Here is a 13,531-nt window from a genome sequence, read left to right as displayed (position 1 = left end):
GGGGTAGCGAGAGCGATGTCGGGTCACTCCAAGTGGGCCACCACGAAGCACAAGAAGGCCGTGGTCGACGCCAAGCGCAGCAAGCTCTTCGCGAAGCTCATCAAGAACATCGAGGTGGCCGCGCGCACCGGCGGTGGCGACCTCGCCGGGAACCCCACGCTGTTCGACGCGGTGCAGAAGGCCAAGAAGAACTCGGTCCCGATCGACAACATCAACCGGGCGGTCAAGCGCGGGTCCGGCCAGGAGGCCGGCGGCGCCGACTACACCACGATCATGTACGAGGGCTACGGCGCGGGCGGCATCGCGGTGCTCGTCGAGTGCCTCACCGACAACCGCAACCGCGCCGCGTCGGACGTGCGCGTCGCGTTCACGCGCAACGGCGGCCAGATGGCCGACCCCGGCTCGGTGTCGTACCTGTTCTCCCGCAAGGGCGTCGTCATCGTGCCCAAGGAGGGGACGGACGAGGACGCGGTCATGGAGGCGGTCCTCGAGGCCGGTGGCGAGGAGGTCAACGATCTCGGCGAGGCCTTCGAGGTGCTCAGCGAGGCGACGGACCTGGTCCCCGTCCGCACGGCGCTCCAGGACGCCGGCATCGAGTACGACTCCGCGGACGTCGTGTTCTGGCCGGCCACGCAGATCGAGGTCGACGCCGAGGGCGCGCGCAAGATCCTGCGCCTGATCGACGCGCTCGAGGACTCGGACGACGTGCAGAACGTGTACGCGAACTTCGACGCGTCCGACGAGGTCATGGCGGAGCTCGAGGACGACTGACGCGCCGGTCCCTCGGCCTGCGCGCGTCGTCCCCGTGGTCGGGCGTCCGGCTGCGACCATACGACCGTGCGCGTCCTCGGAGTCGACCCCGGCCTGACCCGGTGCGGTCTCGGCGTCGTGGACGGCCTGCCCGGACGACGAGCGCGGCTCGTGGCCGTCGGTGTCGCCCGGTCCGAGGTCGGTCTCGACGTCGACCAGCGGTTGCTCGCGATCGAGCGCCGCATCGAGGAGTGGATCGAGGAGCACGCGCCCGACGCGGTCGCCGTGGAGCGGGTGTTCGCCCAGCACAACGTCAGCACGGTGATGGGCACGGCACAGGTGGCCGGCATCGCGATGGTCGCCGCCGCACGCCGGCGCATCCCCGTCGCCCTGCACACCCCGAGCGAGGTCAAGGCGGCGGTGACGGGGAACGGCCGGGCCGACAAGGCCCAGGTCCAGGTGATGGTGGCCCGGCTGCTGGCCCTCGATGCCCTCCCCAAGCCGGCGGACGCCGCCGACGCGCTCGCACTGGCCGTCTGTCACCTGTGGCGGCCCGCCGGCGCTCTCGGCGCCCCGCAGCGAGCGCCCGGGTCGCTCACGTCGGCGCAACGCGCCTGGGCCGCGGCCGAGCAGGCGGCGCGAGGGCGCTGACGCGCGTGTCCTTCGTACACGTGTTCGTCTGCGTGTGGGAAAGTGGGCGCGGCACGGTTCGGTCGACGAGAGGGGTGTGCCAGTGATCGCGTCGGTGCACGGCACGGTGCAGGCCGTCCGGCTGGATGCAGCGGTGGTCGAGGTCGGGGGAGTGGGCCTGCTCGTCCAGGCGACGCCCACGACGCTCGCGGGCCTGCGGGTCGGTTCGACCGCCCAGCTCGCCACCTCCCTCGTGGTCAGGGAGGACTCGTTGACGCTGTTCGGGTTCGCCGACGCGGACGAGCGCGAGGTGTTCGAGCTCGTGCAGACCGTCAGCGGTGTCGGGCCCCGGCTGGCTCTCGCGATGCTCGCCGTGCACACGCCCGACGGGCTGCGCCGAGCCGTGGCGGACGAGGACCTGGCCGCCTTGAAGCGGGTGCCCGGCATCGGTCACAAGGGTGCGCAGCGGATCGTGCTGGAGCTCGGCGACCGGCTCGGTGTGCCGTCGGCCCACCCGGTGACCGGGCCGCAGACACCGTCCACCGACCGCCGCGACCAGGTCGTCGAGGCCCTCGTCGGCCTCGGCTGGACGGCCCGTGCGGCCGGTGACGCCGTCGACACCGTCCTGGAGTCGAGCCCGGGCCCCGTCGGCGCGGACGAGGTGGCGGGTGTGCTGCGTGCCGCGCTGCGCACGCTCGGTGGCGGCCGTGGCTGACGAGGAGCTCGTCACGGAACGGTTCGACGCGGAGTCGCTGGTACGGACGGCCGCGGACGACGTGGAGCGTGCCGCGGAGGCAGCGCTGCGACCTCGGCACCTCGACGAGTTCGTCGGGCAGCGCGTGGTGCGCGACCAGCTCTCGCTCGTCCTCGAAGCCGCACGGGCGCGCGGCAAGGCACCCGACCACATCCTGCTGTCCGGACCGCCGGGGCTCGGCAAGACGACGCTCGCCATGATCGTCGCCGCCGAGCTCGGCGTGTCCCTGCGCGTCACGAGCGGGCCCGCGATCCAGCACGCCGGGGACCTCGCCGCCGTGCTCTCCTCGCTCGAGGAGGGCGAGGTGCTGTTCCTCGACGAGATCCACCGTCTGGCGCGTCCGGCGGAGGAGCTGCTGTACGTCGCGATGGAGGACTTCCGCGTCGACGTCGTGGTCGGCAAGGGCGCCGGCGCGAGCGCGATCCCCCTGGCGCTGCCGCCGTTCACCGTGGTGGGTGCGACGACCCGGGCGGGACTGCTGCCCGCGCCGCTGCGCGACCGGTTCGGCTTCACCGGCCACCTCGACTTCTACACGACCCCTGAGCTCGAGCGCGTGCTCGTCCGGTCGGCGGGCCTCCTCGGCGTCCCGCTCGCGGCCGAGGCGGCGGCCGAGATCGCCGCGCGCTCGCGGGGCACCCCACGGATCGCCAACCGTCTCCTGCGCCGGGTCCGCGACTGGGCCGAGGTGCGCGGCGACGGGACCCTGAGCCTGGCGGCGGCGCGGGCGGCGCTCCAGGTCTACGAGGTCGACGAGCTGGGCCTGGACCGCCTGGACCGTGCCGTGCTCGCTGCCCTCTGCACCCGGTTCGGGGGTGGACCCGTGGGCCTCACGACGCTCGCGGTGGCGGTCGGCGAGGAGCCGGAGACGGTCGAGACCGTCGCGGAGCCGTTCCTGGTGCGCGAGGGCCTCGTCGGTCGGACCCCACGGGGCCGGGTGGCGCTGCCGGCTGCCTGGGATCACCTGGGTCTTCCGGTGCCCGCGGGTGCCGCCACGCTGTTCGGCTGAGCGTGTGCCTGGCGGTGGCACGAGCCGTCGGAACTACGCGTTCCGGTCGGACGTTGGAGGCACCGGCTGCTGCGCCTAGACTGCGGCGGACACCGACGACAGATCCGGAGCCGTAACCCGCATGGGCAACTACTCGTTCCTCATCATCCTCATCATCGCCTTCGGCGCGCTGTGGCTCATGTCGAGCCGCACGCGCAAGCAGCAGCGCGCCGCGTCGGAGTTTCGGAACAACCTGCTGACCGGCGACGAGGTGATGACGGGCTCCGGCCTGTTCGGCACGGTGGTGGACGTCGAGGACGACGTCGTCACGCTCGAGACGAGCCCCGGCGGGAGCCGCACGCGGTGGATCCGTGCGGCCATCGCCAAGAAGATCGAGCCCGTCGTCGAGGACACCACGCTCGACGACGACGAGCTGGAGCCGGCCGAGGCCGACCGCCTCACGCGCGCCGACGACGAGGTCATCGAAGTGCCGGACGACCTGTCGTCGCTGCCGGACGTCCGCAAGGACGACGACCCGGACACCAAGTAATCGCACGGCCCGGGTGATGACGCCCGGGCCCGGACCCCACCGGCCACTCCCGTGGCCGGTGCGCGCACGAGAGAAGAACTCCGTTGGCCCCTCCCTCACGCCGTCAGAGGCCCGTCCGCACGCTCACCGTGCTCGGGATCCTCATCGTCGCCCTCGTCGCCACGATCTTCGCGGGCACCAAGTGGTCCGATGCGACCTGGACCCCGAGCCTCGCGCTCGATCTCGAGGGTGGCACGCAGATCATCCTCGAGGCGAAGCCCGTCGGGGACCAGGAGGTCACGTCCAACACGATCACCCAGGCGATCGACGTGATCCGGCAGCGCGTCGACTCGTCCGGCGTCTCGGAGGCGGAGATCACGAGCCAGGGCTCGGACCAGATCATCGTCGGCCTCCCGGGCAAGCCGAGCGAGGAGACGCTCGCGCTCGTCCGGACCTCCGCGCAGATGGAGTTCCGTCCTGTCCTGGCGACGGGCGCACCGACGACCGCGACAGCCGAGGACCCGGCGGCGGCCCCGACCCCGACGGCCTCCGCGGGTGCGGCGGCGCAGCCGAGCCCGGCCGCCTCCGACCAGGCGACGGCGCCGGCCGAGGAGGCGACCCCGGCGCCCAGCCCGTCGGCCAGCGCACCGGCGTCCGACGCACCGGCCAAGTCCGCTCCGGACAACAACAGCGACGCGGCGTACTACGTCACGCCTGCCGTCCAGGAGGAGTTCGACCAGCTCGACTGCACCGACCCGAAGAACCGCACCGGCGGTGCGACCGGTGACCCGGCGAAGGCCTTCGTCACGTGCGACCCCGAGGGCGCGGCGAAGTACATCCTCGGGCCGGTCGAGATCGAGGGTTCGGAGATCGCCAGCGCGAGCTCGGGGCTCAAGACGCTCCCCAGCGGCGGCGTGAGCAACGAGTGGGTCGTCAACCTCAAGATGAAGTCCAAGGGGACCACCCAGTTCACCGACGTGACCACGCGGCTGCAGGGCCTCACGGAGCCGCAGAACCGGTTCGCGATGGTGCTCGACGGCCTCGTGATCTCGTCGCCGAGCCTGGCGCCCGGCGTGATCATCTCCAACGGTCAGGCCGAGATCTCGGGCAGCTTCACCCGCGAGTCCGCCGCGACCCTCGCGAACCAGCTCAACTTCGGCGCACTCCCGGTCACGTTCGAGGTGCAGAGCCAGGAGCAGATCTCCGCGACGCTCGGAGCCGAGCAGCTCCAGAAGGGGCTCATCGCCGGCCTCATCGGCCTCATCCTCGTGGTGATCTACTCGATGCTGCAGTACCGCGCGCTCGGGCTGCTGACCGTCGCGTCGCTGGTCGTCGCTGCCGCGCTGACCTACGGCATCATCACGCTGCTGTCCTGGACACAGGGCTACCGGCTGTCGCTGCCCGGTGTCGCCGGCCTCATCGTCGCCATCGGCATCACCGCCGACTCGTTCATCGTGTACTTCGAGCGCATCCGAGACGAGCTCCGCGAGGGACGGACGCTCGGCGCAGCCGTCGACCGGGGCTGGGAGCGCGCCAGGCGCACGATCCTGGCGTCCGACGCCGTGAACTTCCTCGCGGCCATCGTGCTCTACCTGCTCGCCGTCGGCGGCGTCCGCGGCTTCGCCTTCACGCTGGGTCTCACCACGATCATCGACGTGGTCGTCGTGTTCCTGTTCACGCACCCGATGATGCAGCTCATCGCCCGCGTGCGGTTCTTCAACACCGGTCACCCCCTCTCGGGGCTCGACCCGAGGCGCCTCGGCGTCGAGGGGAGCCGGTACGTCGGGCGCGGGAAGGTGGTCTCCGGTGCAGGGAGCACCGCCGGCTCGGCCGCGGACACGGCGGATGCGGGCGGCGCCGCGGCGCCGGCGCCCGCCACGCGCGTGCCGGTGGGCGTCGGCGGCGGTCAGACGATCGCAGAGCGCCGTGCCGCTGCGAAGGCGGCGGAGCAGGACGCGTCCACGGCCCCGCCACCGACGAGCGGAGGGGGCGCCGACGACACGCCGCCTGAGCAGGACGCAGAGTCCGGTCGCACGGAGCCTGGTCGCACCGAGGGAAGTGAGCACTGATGGCCGCCGGATTCGCCCAGTGGGGCAACGACCTGTACGCCGGCCGCCGGTCGTACGACATCGTCGGTCGCCGTCGCATCTGGTTCACGATCTCGACGATCCTCGTGATCCTGTCGACGATCCTGCTGATCAAGCCGGGGCTCAATCCGGGCATCGAGTTCCGCGGCGGCTCGCAGTTCGTCGTGTCCAACGTGCCGGACGCCGACGAGCAGCTCGCGATCGACACCGTGCTGTCGATCTCCCCGGAGGAGTCGCCGCAGGTCACGCAGCTCGGGACCGACAGCCTGCGCATCCAGACCTCCAAGCTGACCAACGAGGAGGTCGAGACGGTCGCGTCCGCCCTCCAGGCGGCCTACGGCGTCACCGACGACGACGTCGCGAGCTCGTACATCGGCCCCTCCTGGGGCGCCGACATCTCGCGCAAGGCGATCACGGGCATCCTCGTGTTCCTCGTGTTCGTCACGATCGTGATGACGATCTACTTCCGGAACTGGCGGATGGCCCTCGCGGCGCTGATCGCGCTCTTCCACGACCTCCTCATCACGGTGGGCGTCTACGCGGGGGTCGGGTGGGAGGTCACGCCGGCCACGGTGATCGGCTTCCTCACGATCCTCGGGTACTCGATCTACGACACGGTCGTGGTGTTCGACAAGGTCCGGGAGAACACCGCGGACACGTTGCAGCAGACGCGGTTCACCTACGCCGAGAAGGCCAACCTCGCCGTCAACCAGACGCTCGTCCGGTCGATCAACACCTCCGTCGTGGCGCTGCTGCCGGTCGGTGCGATCCTCTTCGTCGGGGCGTTCATCCTCGGTGCGGGCACGCTGCGCGACATCGCGCTCGCGCTGTTCGTCGGCATGCTGATCGGGACGTTCTCGTCGGTCTTCCTCGCCACGCCGTTCGAGGTGACGCTGCGCGAGCGGGAGCCCGCGATCCGCGACCACACCCGCAAGGTGCTGGCCGCCCGCAAGGCGCGCGTCGAGGGCGGCGAGGGCGACGAGCCCGTGCTCGCGTCGGCGATCCACAGCGCGACCCAGCTGCGCGCGGGCTCCCACCAGGGTGTCCAGGCGCAGCCGAAGCGCCGCCGGTGACGGGACAGACGCAGACGGCACGGCCGGACGGCGAGCCCACGGGCTCCCTGTCCGGCCGTGCGGCCGTGCTGGCCCGGATCGACGCGCTCGTGCGGCTGGTGCCGGACTACCCGCTGCCCGGCGTGCTGTTCCGGGACATCACGCCCCTGCTGGCCGACGCGAACGCGTTCGCCGCGGTGATCGACGAGCTCGCAGCCGCGGTGCAGACCCCTGTCGACCTCGTCGCCGGGATGGAAGCGCGCGGGTTCCTGCTCGCCGCACCCCTCGCGGTGGCCCTCGGCGCCGGTGTGGTCCCGGTGCGCAAGGCCGGCAAGCTGCCCGGTCCGACGGTCGTCGAGCACTACTCGCTCGAGTACGGGGAGGCATCGGTCGAGGTCCACCCGTTCACGGTGCCGTCCGGTGCGCGCGTGCTGGTGGTCGACGACGTCCTGGCGACGGGTGGCACGGCCGCTGCGACGATCCGACTGCTCGAACGCTGCGGCGCGGAGGTCGTCGGGTTGTCGTTCCTCGTCGAGCTCGACGCGCTCGGTGGTCGCGGGCACCTGGGAGACCATCCGATCGACGTGCTCGTCCACGTCCCCTGACAGGGTTCCGGTCCAGGTCTGCGGCCAGTCGGTCGTAGACTGCTGCGAATCCGGTCCCCCCGCCGGCTTCGGCCCACCGCCCTCAGCGGGTCCGCGCAGGGCGGGGTGGGGTCGTCAGGGCGGGAGGGACGCGTTTGAGCGAGGACGTACGTACGCCTGAGACCGGCGAGCCGGCCACATCCGACCTGGCAGGTGCCGCGTCGGGCCGTGTGCGCTCGCGTCTCGCCAGGTTCGGTTCCCGTGCCACGGTGGCCTCGCCCGCGCTGGAGCCGGTGCTCCAGGCGGCACGCACCAACCATCCCAAGGCCGACCTGGCCGTCGTCGAGCAGGCCTACGTCGTCGCGGAACGCGCGCACCGCGGGCAGCTGCGCAAGAGCGGCGACCCGTACATCACGCACCCTGTCGCCGTGGCGACGATCCTGGCCGAGCTGGGCATGACGCCGTCGACGTTGGCGGCCGCGCTGCTGCACGACACGGTCGAGGACACGGACTACTCGCTCGACCAGCTGCGCCGGGAGTTCGGGCCCGAGGTCGCGATGCTCGTCGACGGCGTCACCAAGCTCGACAAGGTGCAGTACGGCGACGCCGCCCAGGCCGAGACGGTCCGCAAGATGGTCGTGGCGATGTCCCGCGACATCCGGGTCCTGGTCATCAAGCTCGCCGACCGGCTGCACAACGCGAGGACCTGGAAGTTCGTCGCGAGCACCTCGGCCGAGAAGAAGGCGCGCGAGACCCTCGAGATCTACGCGCCGCTGGCGCACCGCCTCGGCATGAACACGATCAAGTGGGAGCTCGAGGACCTGTCGTTCGCGACCCTGTATCCCAAGCTCTACGACGAGATCGTGCACCTGGTGGCCGAGCGGGCGCCGGCGCGCGAGGAGTACCTCGCTGTGGTCCGCGAGCAGGTCGGTGCCGACCTGCGCACGTCGAAGATCAAGGCCACCGTCACGGGCCGGCCGAAGCACTACTACTCGATCTACCAGAAGATGATCGTGCGCGGTCGCGACTTCGCCGACATCTACGACCTGGTCGGGGTGCGAGTCCTGGTCGACACGGTGCGGGACTGCTACGCGGCGCTCGGAGCGCTGCACGCGCGGTGGAACCCGGTGCCGGGCCGGTTCAAGGACTACATCGCGATGCCCAAGTTCAACCTGTACCAGTCGCTGCACACGACGGTCATCGGACCGGGCGGCAAGCCGGTCGAGATCCAGATCCGCACGCACGACATGCACAGGCGCGCGGAGTACGGCGTGGCGGCGCACTGGAAGTACAAGGAGTCCGCGAAGAACGCCGGTGCCGGGCAGTCGACCGACCCGGCGGGCAACGACATGATGTGGCTGCGTCAGCTCGTCGACTGGCAGAAGGAGACCGCCGACCCCAGCGAGTTCCTCGACTCCCTGCGGTTCGAGATCGCCGGGTCGGAGGTCTACGTCTTCACGCCCAAGGGTGACGTGATCGGTCTGCCGTCCGGGTCGACGCCCGTCGACTTCGCGTACGCGGTGCACACCGAGGTCGGGCACCGGACGATGGGTGCCCGCGTCAACGGACGGCTCGTGCCGCTCGACTCGACGCTGGAGAACGGCGACGTGGTCGACGTCTTCACGTCGAAGTCGGAGACCGCCGGTCCGTCCCGTGACTGGCTCGGCTTCGTCAAGAGCCCCCGGGCGCGCAACAAGATCCGCCAGTGGTTCTCCAAGGAGCGCCGCGAGGAGGCCATCGAGCACGGCAAGGACTCGATCGCCAAGGCGATGCGCAAGCAGAACCTGCCGATCCAGCGGCTCCTCTCGCACGAGTCGCTCGTCGCGCTCGCCAACGAGATGCGCTATGCGGACGTGTCCGCCCTGTACGCCGCGATCGGCGAGGGGCAGGTCTCGGCCGCGACCGTGGTGCAGCGACTGGTCCACTCGCTCGGTGGCGAACCCGCAGCCGAGGAGGACCTCGCCGAGGCGGCCCGGCCCGGTCAGGTCAACCGACGCGTCCGGACGGGCGACCCCGGCGTCGTGGTCAAGGGTGTCGAGGACATCTGGGTCAAGCTCGCCAAGTGCTGCACGCCGGTGCCGGGCGACGACATCGTCGGCTTCGTCACCCGCGGTGCCGGCGTGAGCGTGCATCGCAGCGACTGCATCAACGTCGAGGCTCTGCGGGCACAGCCCGAGCGGCTGGTCGACGTCGAGTGGAGCCACACCAGCTCCTCGCTGTTCCTGGTGCAGATCCAGGTCGAGGCGCTCGACCGCAGCCGGCTCCTGTCCGACGTCACACGCGTGTTGTCGGACCACCACGTCAACATCCTGTCGGCGTCCGTCTCGACGTCGCGCGACCGGGTCGCACTCTCGAGGTTCGTGTTCGAGATGGCCGAGCCGTCGCACCTCGCGTCGGTGCTCGCCGCGGTCCGGAAGGTCGAAGGTGTCTTCGACGTGTACCGGATCACCGGGGCGAAGGCCTCGGAGGAGCCTGCCATCCGAGCCTGATCGCGACGGCGCCGACGGTGGGCCCGTCACAGCGACCGGAGCGTGGCGCGCGCGGTGCGGACGCCTCGCTGCCCCGGCAGCGCCTCGAGGTCGCGCAACGCGTGCCGGGGGTCGAACCCCACGGCGCACAGGTCGGCGAGGACGGCCAGGGCCGCCGCGCTCGGTACCCACCGGGCCACGTCGGTGCCTGTCCGCTGCACGGTCGTGACCTTCAGTGGACCGATGCGCACGACGTCGTCGTCCGTCAGGGCCGCCTCGGCAGCGACCCGTCGGGGATGCGGGTCTGCCCGGTGGGCACGGGACACGACGAGCACCTCGACCCTGGCCGGAGGGCGGAGCCCGGTGTGCACCCACGCAGCGCTGCACCGACCGACGACACCTCGACGCGGCACCAGGTCCGCGACGGCCTCGCAGCGCAGCGCAGGCGTGTCGTCGAGGTCGGCGGCGATCGCGACATCACCCCAGAGAGGGCGCACGACACGATCGCGCACCAGTGCGTGCCAGGCCGCCGCACCGACCTCGTCCCGGCGGACGATCGACGGCAGGGTCACGGGAGGCGGTCGGTAGACGCTGAGCCTGGAGTTCATGCACGCAGGATGTCGCGTGACGCCGGACTCCGTGAGGGCGCCTGTGGACGACGGCACCGATCCACCGAGACGACCGTGCCCCACCGGCGCCAGGGCGACGGTGGGGCACGGTCGAGACGCTCGGCTCCGGGCGGAGTCAGCCCCGGGCTTCCTCGGCGGCCCGCTGGACCTGCTCCAACCAGCTGCGGCGTGCGTCGAGCGCGGCACGGGCGTCGGCGATCCGGCGGGCGTCGCCGGCAGCCTCCGCCTTGGCCAGGTCGGCCTCGAGCCCGGCGATCGCCTGCTCGAGCTGCGCCGCGGCCCCTTCGGCACGTGCTCGCGTCTCGGGGTTGGTGCGACGCCACTGGCTCTGGTCGGCATCGCGGACAGCGGCCTCGACCGCGCGCAGCCGTCCCTCGATCCGCTGGATGTCTGCCCGCGGCACCTTCCCCGCGGCCTCCCAGCGGTCCTGGATCGAGCGCAACGCCTGCTTGGCTGCGGCCAGGTCGGTGACCGGCAGCAGCGCCTCGGCCTCGCCGAGGATCGCTTCCTTGACCTCCAGGTTCGCGCGGAACTCGGCGTCCGTTGCCGTCGCCTGCGCGTCGCGGGCCGCGAAGAACGCGTCCTGCGCGGCGCGGAACCGGGCCCACAGCGCGTCGTCGTCGGCGCGGCTGGCACGCCCGGCCGCCTTCCACTGCGTCATGAGGTCGCGGAACGTGCCTGCCGTGGCGCCCCAGTCGGTGCTCGACTGCAGCTTCTCCGCCTCGGCGACGAGAGCCTCCTTCGCCGCCTTCGCGCTCGCGTTGCGACTCTCCAGCTCGGCGAAGAAGTGCCGGCGCTCCCGGTCGAACGTCGTCCTGGCATGGCTGAACCGCTTCCAGAGGGCCTCCTCCGTCGGCCGGTCCAGGCGGGGTCCGGTGCGCTGGGCCTCTTTCCACTGGTCCAGGAGGGTGCGCAGCTGCTCGCCCGCGGGTCGCCACTGGATGCGCGACGGGTCGGTCGACGCGACACGCTCCGCCTGCTCGACGATCTCCGTGCGGGCCACGACCGCGGCCTCGCGAGCGGCCGCGCGCTCGGCCTCGGCGACGGCACGTCGTTCGGCGGCTGTCTCTCGCAGCGCGTCGAGGCGGGTCCGCAGACCGTCGAGGTCGCCCACCGCGGCGGGCTCCGACAGCTCGTCGGTGAGGCGGGCGAGCGTCTGGTCGATCTCCTTGACGGACAGCTCGGTCCCGGTCAGCCGTGCCTCGAAGAGGGCCACCTTGGCCTGCAGGTCGAGGAACCGGCGGACGTACAGCGCGAGCGCCTCGTCAGCGGTCGCGCCAGGGAACTGGCCGACGACCCGTTCGCCCGCGGCCTCCCGGACGTACACGGTGCCCTCGTCGTCCACGCGGCCGAACGTCGTCGCGTGGGCCGCCTCGGCCGCATCGAGCGGCGGAGGCGTCGGCGCGACCACGGCGGGCGTGCCCGTCGACGGCGGTGCGGCCGGGTGAGCCGGAGGGTGCGGCACCGGACGCGGCCGGGGTGTCGGGTGCGCAGAGGCGGGCGTCGGACGGGCCGCGCCGGGAGTCGTCACGGTCGTCGCCGCCGGCTCCTCGCTGGCGGCCGGTCGACCCTCCTGCGCCTGGTCCGCGGCGGGCTCGCCCTCGGGGGCCTGGTCCGCGGCCGGCTCACCTTCCGCGGCACGGTCCTCGACCGCTGCGCCGTCGTCGGTGGCCTCGCCGTGCCCCCCGTCGACGGGCTTCGCCTCGCCGTCGGCGGCGACGGCTTCGCCGCCGGCCTCGTCGGCCTCAGGGGCGACCGCCGCGGCCTCGTCGGTCACCGCCTGCTCCTCGACGCCCGCGGTGTCGCCCTCGATCGGCTCCGGCGTGGGCTCACCGAGCGAGACGGGCTCGTCGGCCGACTCCTGTACCGGCTCGTCCACGGGTTCGGTCGCGGAGTCCTCCACGGAGCTGTCCACCGAGCCGCCCACCGAGTCGTCGGCCGACTCCTGTACCGGCTCGTCCACGGGTTCGGTCGCGGAGTCCTCCACGGAGCTGTCCACCGAGCCGCCCACCGAGTCGTCGGCCTCGACCGCCGAGCCACCGGCAGCGGCGTCCTCGGCTGCATCGGGGAGGGCCTCGCTCGCCACGTCCGGCGCGCCGGCGACGGCGCCCGTCTCGCCGTCCGGCTCGTGCGTCGAGGAAGCGACCGTTGCCGTCTCGTCGGGCTCGGACGCCGGTGCGGGGGTCTCGGTCATTGGGTCTCCACTCCCTCGATGATGACGTCGGTCGTCGGGGCCGTGAAGCTGCCCTTGTCGACGGTGCCCGCGTCAGCGATGGCCTGCAGCACGTCCATGCCGGACGTGATGTGGCCAAACACGGTGTAGCCGCCCGCCGAGTCCGACGGGATGGTGCTGTCCTCGTAGACGAGGAAGAACTGGCTGCCCATCGAGCTGCCGTCGTTGCCGACGCGCGCCATGGCGATGGTGCCCGCCGGGTAGACGTCGTCGGCCGGCGCGTTCTCGACAGGGCCCCAGGTGTACCCCGGGCCCCCCTGGCCGGTCGCCGTCGGGTCCCCGCACTGCAGCACGTGGATGCCCTCGGTCACCAGCCTGTGGCACGACGTGCCGTCGAAGTAGCCCTCCTGGGCGAGCGTCACGAAGTTCGCGACCGCCTGCGGTGCCGCGGCGCCGTCGAGCGAGATGCCGAGGGGTCCCTGGCTGAGGTCGATCGACCCGGTCCACTCGCGGCCCTCCGCGAGCGACGCGGCAGGCAGGACGCCACCGTTGCCCGTGCGGGGCGTCGCACTCGTCTCGGGGGTCGAGGCGTCGGTCGGGACCGCCGTGGTGTCGGCTCCGGGCGTCGAGTCGTCACGCGTGAGCGCGATGGCTGCGACGATGCCGATGACGAGGACGAGCGCACCGGCGACGCTGCCGGCGATGACCCGTTGACGGTGACGGGCGCGGGACCGGGCCTGGCGCTCCTGCCACTTCTCGTAACGGCGGCGCTCGTACTCACGCTCGCGCTTGCTTGACACGCACACACTCCTCGCGTCGAGGTGCGGTGGGGCAGGAGCACTACCTGCCGCACTGCACGAAGGGACCCGGGACAGTCTAGGCAAGCGAGG

The 13,531-nt window shown here is 72.1% G+C and carries 12 protein-coding genes; 9 read left to right on the top strand and 3 right to left on the bottom strand.

Annotation, left to right across the window (positions count from 1 at the left end; translation table 11 throughout):
* Nucleotides 1–15 precede the first annotated feature (15 nt).
* From ACVW07_RS02395 to ACVW07_RS02355, 9 genes are all read left to right on the top strand, one after another.
* On the top strand, nt 16–771 hold the full coding sequence (locus tag ACVW07_RS02395) for a YebC/PmpR family DNA-binding transcriptional regulator (protein WP_456817691.1): 756 nt from the start codon (nt 16–18) through the stop codon (nt 769–771).
* 66 nt (nt 772–837) lie between these two features.
* Nucleotides 838–1,401 carry a crossover junction endodeoxyribonuclease RuvC gene (gene ruvC, locus ACVW07_RS02390; RefSeq protein ID WP_456817690.1) on the top strand — a complete coding sequence of 188 codons (564 nt, stop codon included), beginning with the start codon at nt 838–840 and terminating at the stop codon, nt 1,399–1,401.
* A gap of 82 nt (nt 1,402–1,483) precedes the next feature.
* Nucleotides 1,484–2,095 (top strand): Holliday junction branch migration protein RuvA, encoded by a 612-nt coding sequence (ruvA, locus tag ACVW07_RS02385; RefSeq protein WP_456821013.1) that lies wholly within the window; start codon nt 1,484–1,486, stop codon nt 2,093–2,095.
* The gene (ruvB, locus tag ACVW07_RS02380) at nt 2,088–3,140 is read left to right on the top strand and encodes a Holliday junction branch migration DNA helicase RuvB (protein ID WP_456817689.1); all 1,053 of its coding nucleotides are present in this window, start codon (nt 2,088–2,090) and stop codon (nt 3,138–3,140) included. The genes ruvA and ruvB overlap by 8 nt, the downstream gene beginning before the upstream one ends.
* A 121-nt stretch (nt 3,141–3,261) precedes the next feature.
* Nucleotides 3,262–3,669 carry a preprotein translocase subunit YajC gene (gene yajC, locus ACVW07_RS02375; RefSeq protein WP_456817688.1) on the top strand — a complete coding sequence of 136 codons (408 nt, stop codon included), beginning with the start codon at nt 3,262–3,264 and terminating at the stop codon, nt 3,667–3,669.
* Between the two features lie 128 nt (nt 3,670–3,797).
* Complete coding sequence (gene secD, locus ACVW07_RS02370; RefSeq protein WP_456817687.1) at nt 3,798–5,717, top strand: protein translocase subunit SecD; 1,920 nt, start codon at nt 3,798–3,800, stop codon at nt 5,715–5,717.
* Nucleotides 5,717–6,808 carry a protein translocase subunit SecF gene (gene secF, locus ACVW07_RS02365; protein ID WP_456817686.1) on the top strand — a complete coding sequence of 364 codons (1,092 nt, stop codon included), beginning with the start codon at nt 5,717–5,719 and terminating at the stop codon, nt 6,806–6,808. The genes secD and secF overlap by 1 nt, the downstream gene beginning before the upstream one ends.
* Nucleotides 6,809–6,855: 47 nt before the next feature.
* Complete coding sequence (locus ACVW07_RS02360; RefSeq protein ID WP_456821012.1) at nt 6,856–7,392, top strand: adenine phosphoribosyltransferase; 537 nt, start codon at nt 6,856–6,858, stop codon at nt 7,390–7,392.
* A gap of 134 nt (nt 7,393–7,526) precedes the next feature.
* Entirely contained in the window at nt 7,527–9,860 is a 2,334-nt protein-coding gene (locus tag ACVW07_RS02355) for a RelA/SpoT family protein (RefSeq protein WP_456817685.1), read from the top strand.
* Nucleotides 9,861–9,886: 26 nt separating this feature from the next.
* Here ACVW07_RS02355 and ACVW07_RS02350 read toward each other — a convergent pair whose 3' ends face one another.
* The 3 genes from ACVW07_RS02350 to ACVW07_RS02340 all read right to left on the bottom strand — a co-directional run bounded on the left by ACVW07_RS02350 (nt 9,887) and on the right by ACVW07_RS02340 (nt 13,441).
* Complete coding sequence (locus ACVW07_RS02350) at nt 9,887–10,447, bottom strand: hypothetical protein (protein WP_456817684.1); 561 nt, start codon at nt 10,445–10,447, stop codon at nt 9,887–9,889.
* Nucleotides 10,448–10,583: 136 nt separating this feature from the next.
* A complete protein-coding gene (locus ACVW07_RS02345) occupies nt 10,584–12,662 on the bottom strand; it encodes a DUF349 domain-containing protein (RefSeq protein ID WP_456817683.1) in 2,079 nt (692 codons plus the stop codon).
* Nucleotides 12,659–13,441 carry a peptidylprolyl isomerase gene (locus tag ACVW07_RS02340; protein WP_456817682.1) on the bottom strand — a complete coding sequence of 261 codons (783 nt, stop codon included), beginning with the start codon at nt 13,439–13,441 and terminating at the stop codon, nt 12,659–12,661. Before ACVW07_RS02340 ends, ACVW07_RS02345 begins: the two co-directional genes overlap by 4 nt.
* Nucleotides 13,442–13,531 lie beyond the last annotated feature (90 nt).

It is taken from the genome of Cellulomonas sp. URHB0016, from assembly GCF_054057935.1.
This window is presented reverse-complemented; position numbering and strand designations above follow the sequence as displayed.

Excerpts from the sequence above, each read along its gene's own strand:
- secF (WP_456817686.1), top strand. The coding sequence starts at position 5,717 with ATGGCCGCCGGATTCGCCCAGTGGGGCAACGACCTGTACGCCGGCCGC.
- ACVW07_RS02345 (WP_456817683.1), bottom strand. The coding sequence starts at position 12,662 with ATGACCGAGACCCCCGCACCGGCGTCCGAGCCCGACGAGACGGCAACG.
- ACVW07_RS02395 (WP_456817691.1), top strand. The coding sequence starts at position 16 with ATGTCGGGTCACTCCAAGTGGGCCACCACGAAGCACAAGAAGGCCGTG.
- yajC (WP_456817688.1), top strand. The coding sequence starts at position 3,262 with ATGGGCAACTACTCGTTCCTCATCATCCTCATCATCGCCTTCGGCGCG.
- ACVW07_RS02350 (WP_456817684.1), bottom strand. The coding sequence starts at position 10,447 with ATGAACTCCAGGCTCAGCGTCTACCGACCGCCTCCCGTGACCCTGCCG.